The organism is Bacillus sp. RC251, from assembly GCF_044908765.1.
GTDB lineage: Bacteria > Bacillota > Bacilli > Bacillales > Bacillaceae_G > Bacillus_A > Bacillus_A wiedmannii.
The window spans coordinates 197,667-218,557 of record NZ_JBIYDP010000004.1 but is presented as its reverse complement, the minus strand read 5'-3'; the positions used below and the strand labels follow the sequence as shown (position 1 = coordinate 218,557).

General features: G+C 35.8%; 18 protein-coding genes. 6 read left to right on the top strand and 12 right to left on the bottom strand.

Annotated features, from left to right (window positions below; all coding sequences use genetic code 11):
* Positions 1-758: 758 nt before the first annotated feature.
* Complete coding sequence (locus tag ABH961_RS17870) at positions 759-3,803, top strand: efflux RND transporter permease subunit (protein ID WP_098076771.1); 3,045 nt, start codon at positions 759-761, stop codon at positions 3,801-3,803.
* 44 nt (positions 3,804-3,847) lie between these two features.
* Here the strand turns inward: ABH961_RS17870 and ABH961_RS17865 are convergent, their stop codons facing one another.
* From ABH961_RS17865 to ABH961_RS17850, 4 genes are all read right to left on the bottom strand, one after another.
* A complete protein-coding gene (locus tag ABH961_RS17865) occupies positions 3,848-4,372 on the bottom strand; it encodes a P-loop nucleotide/nucleoside kinase family protein (RefSeq protein ID WP_098076773.1) in 525 nt (174 codons plus the stop codon).
* Positions 4,373-4,507: 135 nt separating this feature from the next.
* Positions 4,508-5,428, bottom strand: a complete 921-nt coding sequence (pstA, locus tag ABH961_RS17860) for a phosphate ABC transporter permease PstA (protein ID WP_098076776.1) — start codon at positions 5,426-5,428, stop codon at positions 4,508-4,510.
* Between the two features lie 2 nt (positions 5,429-5,430).
* The gene (pstC, locus tag ABH961_RS17855) at positions 5,431-6,321 is read right to left on the bottom strand and encodes a phosphate ABC transporter permease subunit PstC (protein WP_141519962.1); all 891 of its coding nucleotides are present in this window, start codon (positions 6,319-6,321) and stop codon (positions 5,431-5,433) included.
* Between the two features lie 71 nt (positions 6,322-6,392).
* On the bottom strand, positions 6,393-7,295 hold the full coding sequence (locus ABH961_RS17850) for a phosphate ABC transporter substrate-binding protein PstS family protein (protein ID WP_048541819.1): 903 nt from the start codon (positions 7,293-7,295) through the stop codon (positions 6,393-6,395).
* Positions 7,296-7,804: 509 nt separating this feature from the next.
* On the opposite strand from ABH961_RS17850, the gene ABH961_RS17845 reads away from it, so the two are divergent.
* Genes ABH961_RS17845 through ABH961_RS17835 form a run of 3 tightly spaced genes read left to right on the top strand, consistent with a single transcriptional unit; the run spans position 7,805 to position 10,159 of the window.
* A complete protein-coding gene (locus ABH961_RS17845; protein WP_000252989.1) occupies positions 7,805-8,062 on the top strand; it encodes a FeoA family protein in 258 nt (85 codons plus the stop codon).
* On the top strand, positions 8,059-8,781 hold the full coding sequence (locus ABH961_RS17840; RefSeq protein ID WP_098076781.1) for a FeoB small GTPase domain-containing protein: 723 nt from the start codon (positions 8,059-8,061) through the stop codon (positions 8,779-8,781). Before ABH961_RS17845 ends, ABH961_RS17840 begins: the two co-directional genes overlap by 4 nt.
* Positions 8,759-10,159: a nucleoside recognition domain-containing protein gene (locus ABH961_RS17835; protein ID WP_088061939.1), complete on the top strand. Its 1,401-nt coding sequence runs from the start codon at positions 8,759-8,761 to the stop codon at positions 10,157-10,159. The genes ABH961_RS17840 and ABH961_RS17835 overlap by 23 nt, the downstream gene beginning before the upstream one ends.
* Before the next feature lie 60 nt (positions 10,160-10,219).
* On the opposite strand, the gene ABH961_RS17830 is transcribed toward ABH961_RS17835, so the two are convergent.
* From ABH961_RS17830 to ABH961_RS17795, 8 genes are all read right to left on the bottom strand, one after another.
* Positions 10,220-10,357, bottom strand: coding sequence for a hypothetical protein (locus ABH961_RS17830; protein ID WP_000493989.1), 138 nt, complete (start codon positions 10,355-10,357; stop codon positions 10,220-10,222).
* Positions 10,358-10,368: 11 nt separating this feature from the next.
* Positions 10,369-11,535 carry a Ger(x)C family spore germination protein gene (locus ABH961_RS17825; RefSeq protein WP_048541812.1) on the bottom strand — a complete coding sequence of 389 codons (1,167 nt, stop codon included), beginning with the start codon at positions 11,533-11,535 and terminating at the stop codon, positions 10,369-10,371.
* Positions 11,519-12,643 carry a spore germination protein GerLB gene (gerLB, locus tag ABH961_RS17820; RefSeq protein ID WP_048541809.1) on the bottom strand — a complete coding sequence of 375 codons (1,125 nt, stop codon included), beginning with the start codon at positions 12,641-12,643 and terminating at the stop codon, positions 11,519-11,521. The genes ABH961_RS17825 and gerLB overlap by 17 nt, the downstream gene beginning before the upstream one ends.
* Positions 12,644-14,122, bottom strand: coding sequence for a spore germination protein GerLA (gene gerLA, locus ABH961_RS17815; RefSeq protein ID WP_095205680.1), 1,479 nt, complete (start codon positions 14,120-14,122; stop codon positions 12,644-12,646).
* 101 nt (positions 14,123-14,223) lie between these two features.
* A complete protein-coding gene (locus ABH961_RS17810) occupies positions 14,224-15,696 on the bottom strand; it encodes a sodium:solute symporter family protein (RefSeq protein ID WP_048541807.1) in 1,473 nt (490 codons plus the stop codon).
* On the bottom strand, positions 15,693-15,890 hold the full coding sequence (locus ABH961_RS17805; RefSeq protein ID WP_000719861.1) for a DUF3311 domain-containing protein: 198 nt from the start codon (positions 15,888-15,890) through the stop codon (positions 15,693-15,695). The genes ABH961_RS17810 and ABH961_RS17805 overlap by 4 nt, the downstream gene beginning before the upstream one ends.
* A 1-nt stretch (position 15,891) precedes the next feature.
* Complete coding sequence (locus tag ABH961_RS17800; protein ID WP_098076784.1) at positions 15,892-17,067, bottom strand: amidohydrolase; 1,176 nt, start codon at positions 17,065-17,067, stop codon at positions 15,892-15,894.
* 132 nt (positions 17,068-17,199) lie between these two features.
* Entirely contained in the window at positions 17,200-17,910 is a 711-nt protein-coding gene (locus tag ABH961_RS17795) for a C39 family peptidase (RefSeq protein ID WP_046957293.1), read from the bottom strand.
* Positions 17,911-18,290: 380 nt separating this feature from the next.
* Between ABH961_RS17795 and ABH961_RS17790 the strand changes: the two genes are divergently transcribed.
* Together ABH961_RS17790 and ABH961_RS17785 are read left to right on the top strand one after the other, a co-directional pair.
* Positions 18,291-19,706 (top strand): amino acid permease, encoded by a 1,416-nt coding sequence (locus tag ABH961_RS17790; protein WP_098076790.1) that lies wholly within the window; start codon positions 18,291-18,293, stop codon positions 19,704-19,706.
* Between the two features lie 282 nt (positions 19,707-19,988).
* Positions 19,989-20,864 (top strand): cytochrome aa3 quinol oxidase subunit II, encoded by an 876-nt coding sequence (locus ABH961_RS17785; protein WP_001176181.1) that lies wholly within the window; start codon positions 19,989-19,991, stop codon positions 20,862-20,864.
* Positions 20,865-20,891: the final 27 nt, after the last annotated feature.

The window sequence follows — 20,891 nt, the reverse complement described above, 5'->3', positions numbered from 1 at the left end:
CAGGATCAAACTCTCCAATAAAGTTAGTTTGTCTAGCATCTAAAAATAAAAATTGACGTTTCACGTTGTTTGTTTCGTTCAGTTTTCAAAGAACTTGTCTGCCGCTTCAGAAGCGACTTCATCATATTAACATCTTCATTTTTCGATGTCAACTACGTTTCAAAATTTATTTTTTGTCGTTTTCTGCGTTTCCGCATCAGCGACGTTTATTAATATACCATCATGATTTTTAAATAACAAGTGTTTTTTTAAAAAAAACACAAAAAAATATCCATCCTACTTTCTTCTATATAGAGACACCTCATCCCATCTATGGAAAACAGCTATTTAAATTGTATACCAATACACTCTAGTTAACCAAACTGTATTTCATAACCCCTTCCTAGATTTTCATTCTCTTCTATATTAAAGCCCTGATCATTTACTTCTCTATAGACTAACAATATAAAAAACAAATCACTCCAAACTAAAAAAATAGATTCACCACTTCCTACATAAAGCAAATATGCCGATTTTTAGTTTTGTTCCTCCACACAAACTATTAATTGAACGAATCGGTTGTTTACAGACAGCTCGATTAGGTAATAGTCTTATCGCTCGGCGAATAGCGGAATAAATAACGAAATTCCAACAAAAACATTAACTTAAGATTATTGTTAGAATTTTTTTACATTTAATTAATGAAAAATATCCATTTTTTGTTATATAGTAAGAAAGGACGTACTCAACTATAAATAAACCAATGGAGGAATTACTTTATGGATAGGTTAACAAAGTTTTCATTAAAAAACCGCGCCGCTGTTATCATCATGGTTTTTCTCATTTCCGTACTTGGCGTTTATTCTGGATCTAAATTACCTATGGAATTTTTACCAAGCATCGATAATCCAGCAGTCACTGTCACAACCTTATCCCAAGGACTCGACGCTGAAGCGATGACGAAAGAAGTAACTGATCCCCTCGAAAAACAATTTCGCAATTTAGAACACATCGACAGCATCACCTCTTCTACGCACGAGGGGTTATCACGTATCGATATCGCGTATACATCCAAAGCAAACATGAAAGACGCAGCACGCGAGGTTGAAAAGGCCATTAACACAATTAAATTACCTAAAGATGCAACTAAACCCATAGTTAGCCAATTAAATACTTCTATGATTCCACTCGCTCAAATTGCGATCCAGAAGCAAAACGGATTTTCAAAAGCAGATGAAAAACAAATCGAAAAAGAAATCGTACCACAACTCGAAAGCATTGATGGTGTTGCCAACGTTATGTTTTTCGGAAAATCAGCCTCTGAATTATCTATCATACTAGACCCAAACCAATTAAAAGATAAAAACGTAACAACAGAACAAATATTAAAAGTTTTACAAGGAAAAGAAACTTCTACTCCAGCCGGAGCAATTACCGTTAATAAAGAAGAATATAACCTTCGTGTCATTGGGGATATAAAAAATGTAGATGATATTAAAAACATAACCGTTGCACCTCAAGTAAAATTGCAAGATGTTGCTCAAATCGAACTTAAACAACACTACGATACAATCTCGCATATAAACGGAGAAGAAGGAACCGGATTAATCATCATGAAAGAGCCAAGTAAAAATGCAGTTGCAATCGGAAAGGAAATCGATAAGAAAATCAAAGATATAAGTAAACAATATAAAGATCAGTTTTCTATTAAACTTTTAGCCTCAACTCATGAGCAAGTTGAAAATGCTGTTACTAGTATGGGCAAAGAAGTAATTCTTGGAGCAATTGCTGCAACTCTAATTATCTTAATCTTTTTGCGTAACTTCCGAACGACACTCATCGCCGTTGTCAGTATTCCATTATCTATTTTATTAACACTCTTTTTACTACACCAATCTAACATCACACTTAACACCTTAACGCTTGGTGGTTTAGCAGTTGCAGTTGGACGTCTCGTTGATGATAGTATCGTTGTCATCGAGAATATTTTCCGTCGTTTACAAAAAGAATCTTTCTCTAAAGATATTATTCTCGATGCAACGAAAGAGGTCGCCGTCGCAATTACTTCTTCTACTTTAACAACAGTCGCTGTTTTCTTACCTATCGGCCTCGTATCAGGAGTAATCGGAAAATTAATGTTACCTATGGTATTAGCAGTTGTATATTCTATACTATCATCCTTAATCGTTGCACTAACAGTTGTTCCACTTATGGCTTTTTTACTACTAAAAAAAACAAAGCACAAAAAGCCAAGTTCTTCACCACGATATGTCGCTACATTAAAGTGGGCTCTTTCGCATAAATTCATTATTCTACTTACTGCTTTTTTATTATTCGCAGGATCGATTGCAGCCTATGTATTACTACCGAAAGCGAACATAAAATCTGAAGACGACACAATGTTATCTATTAATATGACTTTCCCAGCTGATTACGCTCCTGAAACACAAAAACAAAAAGCCTTCGATTTCGAAAAGAAATTACTTTCTAATTCGGATGTAACAGATGTTATTTTGCGAATGGGATCTAGCGCAGAAGATGCACAATGGGGGCAAACGACAAAAAATAATCTTGCCAGTATATTTGTAGTCTTCAAGAAAGGCTCTGATGTTGATCAATATATTAAAGAGTTAAAGAAAGAACATAAAGCTTTTGAGCCTGCTGAACTAGATTATATAAAAACGAGTTATTCAAGCTCTGGTGGTGGCAACAATTTGCAATTTAACGTAACAGCAACTAACGAAACGAATTTAAAAGAGGCTGCTACTATCGTCGAAACAAAACTAAAAGATATGGCTGCTCTCTCTAAAGTAAAAACAAATTTAGAAGACTCTAAGAAAGAATGGCAAATCCATGTTGATCAAACAAAGGCCGAACAACTAGGCTTAACACCAGAATTAGCAGCACAACAAGTAGCATTCCTTATAAAGAAATCACCTATTGGTGAAGTTTCAATCAATAATGAAAAAACAACTATTATAATAGAACACAAAAAAGAAAACATCACTAAACAAGAAGACATTTTAAACACAAACATACTATCACCTATCAATGGACCAATTCCTTTAAAAGACATTGCAACTATTTCAGAAAAGCAACTTCAAACAGAAGTCTTCCATAAAGATAGAAAAGAAACGATTCAAATTACTGCCGAGGCCTCAAATGAAGATTTAAGTAAAGTAAGCGCAGAAGTAAACAAAACGATAGCTAACTTAGATTTACCTAGCGGCGCAAAAGTAACTATTGCAGGTGCAACTGAATCTATGCAAGAGAACTTCACTGATTTATTCAAAATTATGGGGATTGCAATCGGGATTGTATATTTAATTATGGTTATCACCTTCGGACAGGCGCGCGCTCCTTTTGCAATTTTGTTCTCCTTGCCATTAGCTGCTGTTGGCGGTATTTTAGGATTAATCATTTCAGGAACACCCGTTGATGTAAATTCCTTGATCGGCGCATTAATGTTAATCGGGATTGTTGTTACAAACGCTATTGTATTAATAGAAAGAGTGCAACAAAATCGGGAACACGGAATGGAAACAAGAGATGCCTTACTAGAAGCGGGATCCACTAGGTTACGTCCAATCATTATGACAGCTATAACGACAATCGTCGCTATGCTCCCTCTCCTATTTGGTCAATCGCAAGCAGGAAGCATGGTATCAAAAAGTCTTGCCGTCGTTGTCATCGGTGGTTTAGCAGTCTCAACCGTTCTTACATTAGTAGTCGTTCCAGTTATGTATGAACTATTAGATAAAATCGGAAGAAAAAGACGCTCTCGCAGAAAAATAAGCACTTCTACAGAAACACCTGATATTTAAAGAAAAAGGCGTTTTCTTCAAGAACGAAGATAACGCCTTTTTCTCTACTTACCGATATAATCCATCATTTTTTGAGCATATCGCTCTAGAGGTTTACCAGAATCTACAATAAGATATTCAGTATTCGAAGGTCTCTTACTACCATCTAACCACTTTTTAAAAGCTACTTCCGAATCCACTTTTCCAATCTGACTGAACATACGTTTACGTGTTTGTAACCTATTATTAATCTCTTCCATATCATTAAGATAGCATTCAATATATTTATATTTCACACCATGTTCATTAGACAGCTTAATTCTTTTTTCAACCATACCTTCATATAGACATGGACTATCCAATATAACACTATGCCCTTGTCCTAAATAAGAATCAAGCAATGCCCATTCAACATCGTATGATACTCCTCCAACAATCGTCGATTCAATCCCTTTCATTTCTAATGATTGTAACAATGCCGATTTCAAAACGTCATGATTTACAATTACAGCACCTGTTAACTTCGCTATATACTTAGAAACTGTCGATTTTCCCGATCCAGGAAAACCTGACATTTGCAGAAGAAACAAATTAACTCCCCCCTCTCGTCCGAACCTATTCATCTATATAATCAATTCCAAATTCAACAATCATTACATCCATTCCTTCTATATTAAAATACAAAAAGAACTCTCTACTTATAAGTAGAGAGTTCTTTTTGTATTTTATGCTGCTTTTATCTTCTTCGTCGTTTTACTTTTTCTTTTCGTTCCTGTAAAACGTTTGTGCAATACAGATGCTACCAAGCGTGAAATAACATTGAATAGTAATACCATAATAATTAATACAGCTGCAGATTTTGTCGCAATCAACTTTGCATCCGGAATAACTCCTTCAGAATTTAACTTCCAAATGTGAACCGCTAACGTTTCAGCTGGTCTAAATGGATTTAAAGGATGCGCAGGACTTGAGAAGTCCGCTGCTGAATTTAAAATCGGGGATGTTAAACCCGCTGTATAAATTAACGCTGCCGCTTCACCAAATATACGACCCGCCGCTAAAATAATACCTGTAATAATTTGCGGTAATGACGACGGAATAATGATACGAGCAATTGTTTGCCATTTCGTTGCACCTAATCCAAGACTTGCCTCTTTTACATTATGAGGCACTTCTGAAATCGCATTTTCACAAACACGTGTTAAACCTGGTAAGTTTAAAATAGTTAAAGCAAGAGCACCACCCATTACTGTGTATCCCCAACCTGTCATGGTAACGAACACTAACAAACCGAATAAACCAACAACAATCGAAGGTAACGACGCCATTGTCTCAATACATAAGCGAACAAAATTTAAAAAGCGCCCTTGTTTTGCATACTCTGCTAAATATATTCCAGCCCCTAATCCAAGAGGAATAGATATAACAAGCGTTATAACAAGCATGTAGAAAGAATTGAATAACTGTGGACCAATCCCACCACCAGCTCTTGTATTACTTGGTTCTCCAAACAAAAAATCAGGATCCCAAAATCCCCATCCCTTTTGCAGAATTTCAAATACTAAGAATACTAGCAGAGCTACAACTAAAGCCGCAACTGCATAAAAGATACCTGTCCAAATTTTATTTACCATTCTTGCATTCATTATTATCGCTCACCTCTTTGCCCAATCGCTCGAATCACTAAAATAAACAGGAATGAAATAACAAGTAAAATCATCGCTAAAGTCCATAGCGCATTATTCCAAGCAGTTCCGTTTAATGTATTTGTCATGTCCATTGTCAAAATACCAGTTAACGTCGCTGTCGGACTATATATTCCTTCTGGTAATTTAATTGTGTTCCCGATTACCATTTGAACCGCTAATGCTTCACCAAAAGCACGCGCTAAACCTAAAACAACACCTGTTAAAATCCCTTTTTTCGCAGCAGGAACAATCACTCGGCTAACCGCTTGCCATTTCGTTGATCCTAGACCATAAGAAGCTTCTAAATAATCAAATGGAACAGAGCGTATTGCATCAGAAGCGATACTAGCAATAGTAGGTAAAATCATAATACTTAATACAACAATACCCGCAATTAGACTAAATCCCACTCCCCCGAACGAATCACGTAATAGTGGCACTAAAATCGTAACCCCTAATAATCCGTATACAACCGAAGGAATACCAACTAATAATTCTAAAACGGGCTTCAATACTTTATTTCCAAACTTTGGCGAAATTAAATTCATGAATATAGCAAGAGCTATAGCAATTGGCGCACTAATAATAACCGCACCTAACGAAACCACCGTTGAACCTACAATAAAAATCAAAGCCCCGAAGGTTCCTTCGTCAGTATTTGGATTCCATTTTGTCGATGTTAACATCTCAGTAAATGAGATACCACTTTGTGTAAAAGATTGAATACCTTTACCGCAAATAAACGCAATAATAGCTAATGTAATTAAAACAATAAAAATACCACAAAACGTAACAAGCGATCTTCCTATATATTCACTTTTTACGTAATTAATTTGTTTTTTCCCCTTCATCACAGGTCAGACCCCACTTCATAGATTGAAATGAACAGGACTGGCCTTGCAGCCAGCCCCATAAAAATTTATTACTTATTTAATTTAGACATTGGGATGTAACCCATATCTTCTACTTGCTTTTCAAAGTCTTTTCCTTTTACATAATCAATGTAAGCTTTCGTTGCTTCTTTCGCTTCACCTTTTGTTACCATGTACTCGTAAGACCAGAATGGATATTTACCAGACGAAATGTTTTCAACTTTTGGTTCAGAACCATCAATTTTCACTGTTTGTAGCGCACCTTTTTTATCGCCAACCATGTAAGACATTGCTAAATAACTTACTGAACCTGGAGTAGAATTGATCGCTTGCTCTACTGCACCGTTAGAATCTTGTGTTGTACCAGTTCCATCATTAATTTTCGCTTCTTTCATAACTGTCTTTTCAAATGTAGCACGTGTACCAGATGAAGCTGGACGGTTAATTACGTTGATTTTTTCATCTTTCCCGCCTACCTCTTTCCAGTTTGTTACTTTCCCAGTGAAGATATCTTGTACTTGTTGCACTGTTAAGTTATCAACTTTTACATCTTTATTTACGACAAGCGCGAATGCAATACCCGCAACCTTGTTATCTACTAATTCTTTCGCTTTTTCAGCATCTTTTATTTTATCCCCTGATGGAACATCTGAATTACCAATTTGTACTGCACCCGATGCTACTTGGTTAATCCCAGTTCCACTACCGCCGCCTTGCACTTGAATAGAAACTTTTGAATTTTTCTCCATGAATTTCTTTCCAGCTTCCTCCGCAAGAGGTAGAAGAGCTGTAGAACCAGCTGCTGCAATCGTACCTGATAATTCTTGTTTTGTATTATCGCTTCCTTTAGCAGGTTCTTTACTAGCTGTATCATCTGCTTTCCCACATCCAACTAACGCTCCTGCCACCACTAAAGCCGCTAAAGAAAATTTAATACCTTTTTTCATAACCATGTCTTGTACCCCCATTTGGATTATCACTTTTCGAATTCATTTTCTTTCGAACACAAATTCATTGTAGGACAACAATATTATGTGAGTGTTAAGCAATTTTTAATTTTAAGTAAATGACGATAATAACCCTTAAAAGCTAGGAATCCCAACATTTATAGTTAAAGAACCCAACAAAATCCACACGAATTAAGCTGTAATGTAAATTTATTCTTAAAAATGTAAATTCAATGTAAATGTTTTTCGCTCTTTTCCCCTTTTAATTAAAAATACATTTACAAATACATTGTATCTTTTAACTTTTACACTCTTACTTTATTTACATTCAACAAAATTTCAGTAATATTTTTTAGTACAACTAAATAAATTGGAACAATTCTAAAAATAAATGAATATTTTTAAAGTACCAATTGACAGCATCATCCAATGTAGTCTACTATATTATTAACAAAAAGTTTACCTAAGGAAACTTTTTAAACTTAAACAAACAATATAGAGATGAGGTAACTTTTATGGTATCGGCTAATACAAAACCACTTTCCGAGTTTAAGACAGGAGAGTTTGTACAAATTGAGAAGATACAATTAGAAGGAACTATGAAACGACGTTTATTAGACTTAGGATTTATCCCTGGGGCAACAATTAAAGTATTACAGCGCAGTCCGCTTGGAGATCCGGTCGCTTATCAAGTAAGCAATACAACTATCGCACTACGTAAGGAAGAAAGTTCCCTTATTTTCGGGGTATTAATAGGAGATGATTTCAGATGAGCAAACATCGTATTGCTTTAGCTGGCAACCCGAACACCGGGAAAAGTACATTATTTAATACTTTAACAGGCTTAAAACAACACACTGGAAACTGGACGGGAAAAACTGTTTTAAAAGCTGAAGGGGAATATCAACATAACGGAAGTAAATATACATTAATAGATTTACCTGGAACTTACTCACTATATTCAAATTCTGCGGATGAAGAAGTAGCAAGAGATTATATTATATTTGAAAAACCAGAAGTAACTGTAGTTGTTATAGATGCAACTGCAATGGAAAGAAATTTAAATTTAGCTCTCCAAGTGATGGAAATGACAAGCAATGTAGTCATTTGTATTAATTTAATTGATGAAGCGGAGAAAAAAGGCATCGTTATTGATGAAAAGAAATTAGCAAAATCGCTCGGTGTACCTGTAGTTAAGATTTCTGCTCGTAACCGAGTAGGTATTGGGCATTTGCTAAGCGTTATCGCTAAAGTAGCAAATAAAAAATTAATTCCAACACCAATTAAAATTTCTTACAGTGAAAAAATCGAAAATATGATTCAGGAATTAGAACCACAAATTTATAAAGTGTTCGGTGATACGTATCCAGCACGTTGGATTGCGTTACGTATATTAGATGGAGATAAAAATTTCTTAACTACACTTCAAAAACACCATAATGAACCACTTGTAAGGGAGGTCGTAATGAATGGAATCTCACTCAGCCAGTAAAGCTCTTCCATTAGACTATATTATTCAACATGCACAAGCACTCTCAAAAGAAGATATACGAGATGATATTGTCGGGGATATTTATCGAACATCTGCAAGCATATGTAAAGAATCTGTTCAATATACAAATACTGATAAATTGTATCGTTCTGAAAAACTAGATAAAATTTTCACATCTCCAATCTGGGGATTTCCAATTATGCTCGGTATTTTATCTATCATTTTTTATCTTACAATTGCAGGTGCTAACGTACCCTCTGATATGATTGCTGAGTTCTTCGGATGGGCCGAAGGGTATTTAACATCTTGGTTCCAGGCAGCACATGCACCCGAATGGTTACATGGCATTTTAATACTCGGCTTATTCCGTGGTATCGGTGCTGTTATTAGCGTTATGTTACCACCTATGGCCATCTTTTTCCCTATGTTCGCACTATTAGAAAACTACGGATACTTACCACGTGTCGCTTTTAATATGGATCGCTTATTCAAACGCTCCGGTGCACATGGCAAACAATCTTTAACAATGGCAATGGGATTTGGTTGTAATGCAGCCGCTATTATGTCAACGCGTATTATTGAATCACCACGTGAACGTATGCTTGCAATCTTAACAAACAACTTCGTTCCTTGTAACGGTCGCTGGCCTATGTTAATTTTAATGGCTTCATTATTTATGGCCGCTGGTTATACAGGTAGTATGCAAACATTAGTTACTGCTGGCGTTGTAGTTGGAATGGTTGTAATTGGTGTTATTATGACATTAACTGTTTCTTGGGTACTATCAAAAACAGCTTTAAAAGGTGTGCCAACTCACTACACTCTTGAGTTACCACCGTACCGTAAACCAAAAGTTTGGAATACAATTGTACGTGCAACACTCGATAAATCAATTTATGTTTTAAAACGAGCTATCGTTGTAGCTGCCCCTGCGGCTGCATTAACTTGGTTACTAGCTAATATTTTCATCGGTGACACAAGCTTACTTATGTATTTTGTAAACTTCCTAGATCCGTTCGCTAAAATGTTAGGACTTGATGGATTTATTTTAGCTGCATTCATTCTTGGACTACCAGCGAATGAAATTGTTATCCCTATTTTATTAATGTCTTATTTATCAACTGGAGCTTTAACTGAAATAGACGATTTTAATCAAATTAAAAATCTATTCTTAGAAAATGGTTGGACTTGGTTAACAGCGTTAAACACAATGTTGTTCTCACTTCTTCACTTCCCATGTGGAACAACACTGGTTAACATATATAAAGAAACAAAAAGTGCAAAGTGGACATTCTTATCGTTTGCAATCCCTACCGTTATCGCCATTGTTGTGACATTCCTCTCTACACAATTGGTACATTGGTTAGGGCTTTTATAAGCAAAGCATACATAGAAGGTATCCCCCTTCACATTTGCTTTGCGCGAAAGAAACCTGAAATCATTCAGGTTTCTTTTTTTGTGCATCAGTATTCCAAGGCTGTGCTCCATACGTTGTGAGTTTCTTATGAATAAAGTATATGGCTCCCGGAAGAACTGCCATTAATATCGTGCAACTAATTCCTAATCCAGTAAACACCTTCCATCACCTTACTTTACTCTTTTTGGTAAAGCTGAACCTGAATGCTCAATTGTCGGATGAACATGAACAGTAATCTCAGCATTACTAAAGTAATTTTCACCTTGATCCCAATTCTTATCTATCTTCTTCCATTCTTTATAATTATGCCGCTTATATACGTCCCCTAACTCTAATACATCTACCTTATATTTTTTTTGAACAAGCTTAATCGATTTTTGAATGCGCTTCTCCATTTCCTCCGTGATGTTTTTCTTTAATCGCTTTTCGTTCATAATTTGTTTATGATCACTAAAATGCAACTCAGCCAATGTTCCTTCCAAAAACAAGTGAATATCGAACTTCGGTTTTGTAGCATTTTCTGTAGATACTTTAATCTTTCGACGCATTTTATGAATTTCATATGTAATAAGCTGGTCTTTTTTACGAATGGTAAAGAATCCTCCAATTTTCTTACCTATTATATAATTTATTCCAAATGTTTCTTCTCCATTCAAACTACCTACACACTTATTATCCTTCCCGCGAAACAACGCTGCACCGTTCATTTGTACCCCTTGCCTTGTTAATTCAAGAATAGGTAATACGAAGCTTCGGTTGGAAATCATCTTTTCCTGAACTTCACCAATTCTTGCAGCCTCAATCATTTGAGCATTTTTCGGAGGATGTTCAGCTAACATATCAATATACTGCGCCGGTAAATTTTCAGGCTTAGCGCTCTGCTTCAAAATAGCTTCTGCATTTTTCTTAGAAACGAACAAACGTATATTTCTTCTCATCTCATGATCACGAATATATACATCTAACGTATTTTGTAAAACATATGGATTCGATAATAAGTCTTTAGAAAAAATTATCACTTGTATGTGCGGAAAGAATAGTGAGCGACTAATTTTTTTGGCAATAATTCGTATTTGCTCAAAGACACTATCTGCCTTCGCACTCACATTAATATAATTTTCGCTATCTCCACCACCTTGTCCACCTTGTTGCGACAATTTACTGGGGAGTACCATCTGATACGTCCCTTTCATAATTGGATTCGCTTTCTTTTTTTTCACAATATCATAGGCTGCACCTACTACAAATCCTCTTTCTTCTATTTCTTCTAACTCAGAGCATCCACTTATCGATCCCGCTAACACTAGAAGCATTATAATTTTAAGAAGGTGTTTCATTTCTACCATTCCTTCTTTTTATTTTATATACAATAAAAACTAACAAAGGTGCTAACACGACAAAGCCCATATCTATCCAAGCTAAATAAGTTCCGTAATTTGACAAGTCATTCAAACTACTAGGTATCATATTCAGCATAAAAATAATCGGGGCACTTACGAAAATAAAAATATGTTTCTTCACTTTCGGAAACATAGCACAAAACAATAAAGATGCGACGTCATAATACATTGCTGTAGTGTTATAAATAGTAATAATCCAAGTAGTAAAAAAAATCGCATCAAACCTTTCTAAAAACCCCCCACCAATTTCAATTTCTTTCCCGAGTTCAATTGTTGGATATGTCAATCCACGTGTTGTCATATATGTAAAAACACTAATACAAGTTACATAAATTAAAATGTATGACAACACGTTTACCATCACCGCTTTTGCAACTGCCATCGGTGCCTTTTTCACTGACTTATCGTTCAACATCACAGCATAAAACAGAGCTACCTCAAATCCGATAAATGTGAAAATAGAGTTTTTAACTCCTACAGCATATTGACTGACGTCCGTTTGAAAAGCTGGTAGTAAATTATTTATTTCCATTAAATTTATATTCAATAAAGAAAGCAGCACTATCGCAATTAAAACTATAGGTAAAAACAAAACGTTTAGCCTTAATAAAGCCGCTCTCGATCCTGCTACTCCATAAATAACAACTAATAGGAAAAAGAAAGACAATAGTTGCACTGGTGTATCACTAAATAAATACGTTTGTGAAATAATTGCAATCATTCGCGATTCATATGCTGTCAAAGCAGCAAACGTTAATACTAAAATGCTACTAATTGTGTATGCAACAGGCTTCGTCAAATGTGCACTCGTATATTGAACAAAGTTTTGTTTTGGGAATAAAATAGCTACCCTCGTTACAAACCACCCTAAAACCGCACAGACTAATCCACCCAAAAGCAAAATAATCCAACCGTCCGAAAATAAGGTTTGCGTAGCAATATCTCGCGGCATAGATAATGCACCTATACCGATAATTGTTGACGATACCGCAAAACCAATTTCCCGAGATCCAATCTCTTCATCCCCATATTCAAATGGCTTCAATTACTCTCGCTCCTTTGGACGTATTGTAGAATCTTTCGTTTGTAAGTACTCTGGTCTTTCTTTCAACATTGATTTTGGCAAGCGGATCATTTCTTCTTCCCAATCTTTATAAAATGCAGGAGCAATAGGCGTTGTATATGGCACCCCAACACTCTTTAAATTCGTAATATGAATCGCAAGTGCAATAAGAGCTAAAATAATTCCATATAGTCCAAAAGCAGTCGCCGCTAAAACAAAGACAAAAAGTAAAATCCGAAACGTAATCGTAATGCTATATACAGGCAGTGAAAATGTAGCAATTGCAGTAACTGCAATAATAATTACTAAAAACGGATTTACAATCCCTGCGTTCACCGCAGCTTCTCCAATTACAAGACCACCTACAATCCCAATTGTTTGCCCCATCGGTTTTGGCAACCTAATTCCCGCTTCTCGTATTAACTCCATCGTTAATGCCATCATTAACGTTTCTATATATGCCGGAAATGGTACCCCTTCTCTCGCTCCCGCAATAGAATAAGCTAATTTAGAGGGAATAAGCCCTTGATGATACGAAACAAGCGCTACGTACGTGGCAGGTAGTAAAACAGCAGCAATACCTGATCCCATACGTAAAATTCTTAATAACGTACCAATTACCCAGCGCTCATAATGATCTTCTACAGATTGAAAAATATCAACAAACACTAGTGGAGCGATAAGAGCAAATGGTGATCCGTCCACTAAAATGGCCGCTTTTCCTTTCGCTAGCGCAGCCACTATATTATCAGGTCTTTCTGTATTCAAAAATTGCGGGAATGGTGATAAATTATTGTCTTGAATTAATTGCTCAATCGTTCCTGTCTCAAGAATAACGTCTGCCACTATTGATTGAAGCCTTCGATCTAATTCGTCTACAATATAAGGGTTAATAATATCCTCTATATAGACTAAAGTTACTTCTTTTTGCGATCGCTTCCCCATAATATAGGATCGAAACCGTAACTTCGGATCACGTAAGCTGCGGCGAATTAACATCTTATTTACGTTAATATCTTCATTCAATCCAATTCTTGGTCCACGTATTAAATCTTCTGTTACTGGAGATTCTAGACTTCTTTTTTCCCATGCTCGGCTATTAATGACAATAGCGGTTTGAATATTATCAATTAATATAACTGTGTCTCCTGCTAAAATCGCATTTATAATGTCTGGAAACGTTGTCTTCATACCGACTTCTGCAATAGAAATAAAACGATCCAATAATGTTTGAACAACAGCTTCTTCTTTTTGTACTTCTTCATATTGAAGTGTACGAACTACATATTTATAAACATTATCCTTATCTGTTAACCCACATAAAAAAATAACCGCACAGCGTGTAAAACTACCCGCAAGGGCAACTTCCCTAATTGTTAAATCATTAGGCGAACCTAATTCATCCCTAATTTCTTTCATAACTTCAAATAAGTTACCTTTTAACTCTAACAATTCCCCCACCTAACTTCCTTTTCAACAAGTTTTTAGTTAGATTCCGCTAATAGAAGAAAATATATACAAAAAAGAGCTATCTCTTTTCAAAGATAGCTCTAGCACACGGATTACTTTTCTACTATTATACTGTCTGTCTTTATAGACACATTTCTCGTGAACCCGCTAACGATAAACATCACAATCATATTCATTAACAATGCGACTATACCTACATTTAAATCTTTTATATATTGAGGGAAAGCTGGAAACATCGTAGCTATAGTTGAACCAGATAAAGTAATATATGCGACCACTAACAACCCAATCCCCATCCCTGCAATTGCCCCTTGCTTCGTAATAACTTGACGTGGAAACAAACTACATACAAGTGCAGGGAAAAGTTGTGTCACTATACTATATCCCATTAAAAGAAGTGCCCCTATTGTTTCTCCACCTTTAAAAGTGAACAAAACAGCTACAAGCGTTACTACAGGCACAAATAATTTTGCCACTTTAGCAACTTGTCTATCTGAAGCAGATGGGACCATTGTTCGGTAAATGTTTTTTGCTAATAAAGTAGACGCCGCCATAACAAGCATAGAACCCGGAACTAATGCTGTTAATACTCCTGCACTACCAATAATACCAATAAACCATGGATCAAATGTTTGAAGAGCGAGACGGAATAACGAAAGGTCTACATCCCCTCCCTTTAACCCTGGAACTTGCAGTATAGCTGCAAATCCTGCAAAGAACACGAAAAGTAAAACTAAAGAATACAATGGCATAATTGCCGCATTTTTACGAAATACTTTTTCATTTTTTGCAGAGAAAGCAGAAGCGAATGTATGGGGCCACATATAGAAACCGAGAGCTGTTAATACAATAGTAGAAACAAACCAAGAAATGCTCATTCCTTCATCAGGTAAAGATAGAAATCCTGGTTTTGCTGCTTCTACAGCTTCAAACATCGGCTGAAAACCTCCGTAATAATGATATGGTAAATATATACCTAAAAACATAACGATAAACAGTATCATAATATCCTTCAAAGCGGCTGTCCAAGCAGAGCCGTGTATGCCTGAAACCATTACATATATCGTTATAACAATCGCACCAATCCACACTGCAATAACTGGTGATACCCTGCCGTAAGATGCTTCCGAAACGATAATACCTAATCCTTTTAACTGTAAAACAAGGTATGGGATAATTGAAATAACCCCAATGACAGAAACGATAATGCCAAGCGTCTGACTCTTATATTTCTTCACAAAAAAATCTGGCTGTGAAACAAGATTATGCTCTTTCGCATACTTCCAAACTGGCGGCAATAAAAAGTAAGATAAAATATAAGCTAGTGCACCATAACCTAAAATATAGAAAGTAGGTGCTCCTTTACTATACGCCCATCCACTTCCGCCTAAAAATGTGAACGTCGTATAAATTTCACCTGCCATAAGAAGAAAAACAAAAATAGTGCCAAAGCCTCTTCCTCCAACTGACCATTGCTCTAAATTCATATCTTTTCCATGTTGTGCCCGAATTCCTAAAAATAGTGCGAGAAACAAAAATAAAATAATGATAAGTAAGGCGATCATTTTACATCCCCCTTATTAGCAGGATCAAATACGTACACAAGCCCCATACAAAGAGACGTAATGAGCACCGATAATAATACCCAAAATAATAAAAATGGCATCCCTAATACGTAAGGAGTAACTGAATTAGCAAATACAGGTCCAACAACTAAACAAAAAACTGGAATAAGCGCTAATACGTGTATTTTCTTCATCTCATTCTCCTTTACTTATAAAATTCATAATAGATGATACAAAGACTTCCACTCCAATCGGTAATGCATCTTCATCAATCGTAAAACGAGGATGATGATGCGGATATATAATTCCCTTCTCTTTATTTCCCGCTCCAATAAAAAAGAATGTCCCTGGTGCCTTTTGTAAAAACGCTGAAAAATCTTCCCCAGCCATCGTCGGTTGTAAACGAGTAACTCGTTCCCTTCCATAAAGCTGTAATGCAGTTTGCTCAATAATCTCTGTAACTTCATAATCATTTACTACTGGTCGATATCCATATTCATAAGAAAATGTATATTTCGCTCCGTAAGATTCCGTCACATGCTTCACAATCCGTTCAATCCTTTTCTCTGTTTCTTCTCGCAACTCATGTCTTAAATTCCGCACTGTCCCTTCAATCTCCGCTTGTTCTGGAATCACATTATGGGTTGTCCCAGCATGAAATTGCGTAACAGATACTACAAGAGAATCTAACGGATTCGTGAGGCGAGATACAATGTGCTGAAGTTGCGAAACGACTTGTGTACCGATTGCAATACTATCAACCGTTTCATGAGGGATTCCAGCATGTCCACCTTTTCCTTCTATCGTAATTTTAAAAACATCTGGGGCAGCCATTGCAGGACCATAAATTACACCTATTTTACCAACCTCTAACGATGCCCAAAGGTGAGCACCAATAATATAATCCACACCTTCCATTACACCCGCTGCAACCATTTCCTCTGCACCGCCAGGAAAGTTTTCTTCTGCATGTTGGAAGAGAAAACGAATCTCCCCTTTAATCTTCTCTCTTTTTTCTACTAACTTATGTACGACCCCAAGTAATATCGCTATATGTCCATCATGGCCACATGCATGCATAACACCTGGATATGTAGAAATAAAATCAAACTCATTTTCTTCATGAATAGGAAGAGCGTCCATGTCAGCACGAACCGCGATGGTTTTACCAGGTTGCTTACCAATCAACCTTGCCATTACACTATATTTAGTAGGTCTTGACACTTCTAAATATGGGATTTTTCGAAGTATATCGAATACAAACTGTGATGTTTTTTCTTCTTGAAAAGATAACTCTGGATACTTATGAAAATGCCTTCTCCACTCAATTAATTGATTTTTCGATAAAATCAGTTCCTTTGCAACATCCATTTCTCTTCGCCCCTTCTTCACCAAGTTAAATGTTATTATAGCGTGAATTGTCAACTTTTAAAAGAATCTTCTGAATTTTCCGTTATAATGATCCAAAAATAAAAAGCCATCAAAAAGATGACTTTTTCAGTATTATAAAATAGTAATCGCTTGTTTCCCCATTTGCTCCCAAGCTTTCTCAAACTCTGCTCGCGGAACAGCAAAACGCGGATTATTTTTAAGTGGATCATTTACATATACAAAGTTTTGATCATACCCAACTATTACTACACTATGTTCATAATATGTAATTTTCACTTCGCCAGAGCTTGTATTCCATGTTTCAAAACTACTCTCGGCTAGTGGCTTAAACGTTGTATTAATAATGACCCATACTGGCGAACCGGAACTAACTACTTTATACATATCTTGCACGTCTCTACCTGTTAAATTAACTACTTTTTCAGGAGCATATTTTTCTGCTAAATTAAAAATGGGTTGATTATATACACCATATCCTGGCTCAGCCTTCGTATAAATATTTCCAACGAACCCCTCATAAGGATTTCCACGTAAACCATTTTGTTCAAATGGAACACGATGAATTTCGCTAGCAAGTTGCATCTTATCTACTTGTATACCTTTGTATTGTAGCAACATAGCCAAACTTGTAACTTCACATCCACGAGGTAATTCTGGTAACTGCTTTATAAACGGAACATTTTCAATCATAGTCGCTTCTTTCATTTCAGATAGAAACTCTAAACGGAACACTTGCGCCTTTTGTATAATTTTATCTTTCCCTATAAAAAACGCGGCAGCAAATATAATTCCAAAAACAAAAAGATATTTTAACTTTTTCATTTTAAACAAAACTCCATTAATTATTATTTTACAGACATACCTCTTATCATTGTACCTTTCTTCTTACTAGTTTGCTAGAAAGATTCTGTGAATTATTGTTTACACTTTAATCGTTATAAGATTCTAATTATTTTTAATAAAAAGAAAAAACAATATACTTTTTTGAATATTTTTGCTAAAATCAAAATAATTAACATAGTGAAGATATCACCTTGTTAATAAAAACATTCTTAGAGTATTTAATCATAGTTCGCATTTTTACATACTCCATTCATTTCATAATAAATAAGCCGAGTATGTGTCACATCCCCCACTAATGATTAAAAACTCGGAATGAAAATCAATTCATACATACAAGAAAATAACGGGGTGAGGGGCATATGAATCAACAAGTAGAACACACAGATTTAAAACGAACAATGAAAAGTAGACACCTATTTATGATTGCACTTGGTGGTGTTATCGGAACTGGCCTATTTATGGGATCTGGTCAAATCGTCCATAACGCCGGTCCTGGTGGTGCTATTCTTGCATTTTTAGTCGGTGGATTTGTTATGTATTTAACGATGTTATGTCTTGGTGAATTATCAGTTGCTATGCCAGAAGCAGGTTCATTCCAAAGCTATGCAAGCAAATTTATTTCACCTGGTTTTGGATTTGTTGTCGGTTGGATGTATTGGTTAAATTGGGCTGTTACAGTTGGGGTAGAGTTAACAACTGTAAGTATTTTAATGAAACGTTGGTTTCCAGACGTTTCTTCGTGGATTTGGTGTGTTACATTTGCAGCAGCACTCTTTCTTGTAAACGCATTATCAGCAAAGGCATATGCAGAAGCAGAATTTTGGTTCGCAAGTGTAAAAGTCGCAACCATTGTTATTTTCGTCGTACTCGGTGGTGCAGTTATGTTCGGTCTACTAGACTTTAATGGAAAACCAGCGCCAATGCTTCACAATTTCACTGAAAATGGCGGATTATTTCCAAACGGTGCATTAGCTGTTCTTCTTACGATGATTACAGTAAATTACTCCTTCCAAGGAACAGAATTAATCGGAATTGCTTCAGGAGAAAGTGAAAACCCTGAAAAAACAATTCCAAAAGCGATTAAAAATACCATTTGGCGAACTCTCTTCTTCTTCGTCCTAGCAATATCAGTTGTTGTAGGTTTACTCCCATGGCAAGAGGCTAATCTAGTCGAAAGTCCATTTGTACTTGTATTTGATGTGGCTGGTGTTCCATATGCAGCTGACATTATGAACTTTGTTATTATTACAGCAGTATTATCCGTAGCCAACTCTGGTCTATACGCAAATTCTCGTATGCTTTGGGCGATGGCAAAACAAGAAATGGCAAGTCCAGCTTTTACAAAGTTAACTAAAAAAGGAGTGCCACTAAACGCATTAATTTTCAGTCTAATTTTTGCAAGTTTGTCTCTATTAACAAGTATATTTGCGGCAGATACTGTCTTTTTAGTCTTAACATCTATTGCAGCTATGGCCGCTGTCGTAGTTTGGATGTCAATCGCAGCTTCACAGTTTTTCTTCCGTAGAAATTTCTTGAAAAACGGCGGGGACATTAATGATTTAAAATATCGCACACCGCTTTATCCAATCGTTCCAATCGTAGCATTCTCACTCAATTTCATTACATTTGTTAGTTTAGCTTTCATTCCAGATCAGAGAATTGCTCTTTATTGTGGTATTCCATTTATGATTTTTTGTTACATTTTATACCAATTAAAATATAAAAAAGTTGACACATTTGAACAACAAATAAATCTAAAAAAAGAAGTAAACTAAATATACAAAATATTCAGCTATCTTCCTTATCATAAGATAGCTTTTTTCTATTTCTTGGATATCTTGGTATAACTTTATTTATCTTAAAATTTCCACAATCACGTTTTTCACTGGAAAATAGTTTACAATGTTATCAAGTTACAAATGATATTCACCTTAAAAAGTGTGCATTTGTGTCTATTTTTTAACAATATCACAAAAACTATTGCCATCTATAAATTAATAGGTTTATATTGTTTTATTGGCATAGTTTCAATCCAAGGAGAAAGGAGATTTTCAATCGTGCAACTAAAGAAAACGTTTTGGAAGCTGGCTTCGCTTCTTCCGTTATCATTACTTCTGTTCCTCGGCGGCTGTGATAAGAAACTCGCAGTATTAAATCCGCAAGGACCTGTTGCAAAAGCACAGTATGATTTAATTGTTTGGTCATTCTTGCTTATGTCATTAATTATCGCAATTGTATTCATCTTGTTTACAGTCATCTTGATTCGTTATCGTGAAAAACCAGAGAATATGGACTACGAGCCACCTGAACAACACGGTAACACATTATTAGAAATTATTTGGACGCTTGTTCCTGTTATTATCGTTATCGCATTATCGATTCCAACAGTAAAAGCAACGTATGCTTCGGAAGAGGTTCCGGAAGAGTCCAAACATATTAAACCAGTTGAGATTTATGTTACATCTGCAAACTGGAAATGGTTATTCAGTTACCCAGAGGAAAAAATTGAAACCGTTAACTATTTAAACATCCCAGCTGGTGTACCAATTCAATTCAAACTGACTTCTGTCGGTCCAATGAATGCTTTCTGGGTACCAGAACTTGGTGGTATGAAGTACACTATGGATGGCATGATTATGGATCTTTATTTACAAGCTGATAAGCCTGGTTCTTACCTAGGCCGTAGTGCGAACTTCTCTGGTGAAGGATTCACACATATGGAGTTCGAAGTTGAAGCAAAAACTAAAGAGAAATATGACAAGTGGGTTAAAGAAGTACAACAAACTGCTCCTAAACTAACAGAAGATAAGTACAACGAAATTGTTAAACCTGGTGTAGTTGGTCGTATGACATTCTCTAGTCACCACTTAAGTTATGTAGATCCAAAATCACTTGAATATTGTGATTACAACTACTACAAAAACAAAAAATAATAGCTATTATTCCAACAGATTGGAGTG

Coding starts and splice junctions, on each gene's coding strand:
- ABH961_RS17870 (WP_098076771.1), top strand. CDS start 759: ATGGATAGGTTAACAAAGTTTTCATTAAAAAACCGCGCCGCTGTTATC.
- pstA (WP_098076776.1), bottom strand. CDS start 5,428: ATGAATGCAAGAATGGTAAATAAAATTTGGACAGGTATCTTTTATGCA.
- pstC (WP_141519962.1), bottom strand. CDS start 6,321: ATGAAGGGGAAAAAACAAATTAATTACGTAAAAAGTGAATATATAGGA.
- ABH961_RS17850 (WP_048541819.1), bottom strand. CDS start 7,295: ATGGTTATGAAAAAAGGTATTAAATTTTCTTTAGCGGCTTTAGTGGTG.
- ABH961_RS17845 (WP_000252989.1), top strand. CDS start 7,805: ATGGTATCGGCTAATACAAAACCACTTTCCGAGTTTAAGACAGGAGAG.
- ABH961_RS17840 (WP_098076781.1), top strand. CDS start 8,059: ATGAGCAAACATCGTATTGCTTTAGCTGGCAACCCGAACACCGGGAAA.
- ABH961_RS17835 (WP_088061939.1), top strand. CDS start 8,759: ATGGAATCTCACTCAGCCAGTAAAGCTCTTCCATTAGACTATATTATT.
- ABH961_RS17825 (WP_048541812.1), bottom strand. CDS start 11,535: ATGAAACACCTTCTTAAAATTATAATGCTTCTAGTGTTAGCGGGATCG.
- ABH961_RS17810 (WP_048541807.1), bottom strand. CDS start 15,696: ATGATCGCCTTACTTATCATTATTTTATTTTTGTTTCTCGCACTATTT.
- ABH961_RS17805 (WP_000719861.1), bottom strand. CDS start 15,890: ATGAAGAAAATACACGTATTAGCGCTTATTCCAGTTTTTTGTTTAGTT.
- ABH961_RS17800 (WP_098076784.1), bottom strand. CDS start 17,067: ATGGATGTTGCAAAGGAACTGATTTTATCGAAAAATCAATTAATTGAG.
- ABH961_RS17795 (WP_046957293.1), bottom strand. CDS start 17,910: ATGAAAAAGTTAAAATATCTTTTTGTTTTTGGAATTATATTTGCTGCC.
- ABH961_RS17790 (WP_098076790.1), top strand. CDS start 18,291: ATGAATCAACAAGTAGAACACACAGATTTAAAACGAACAATGAAAAGT.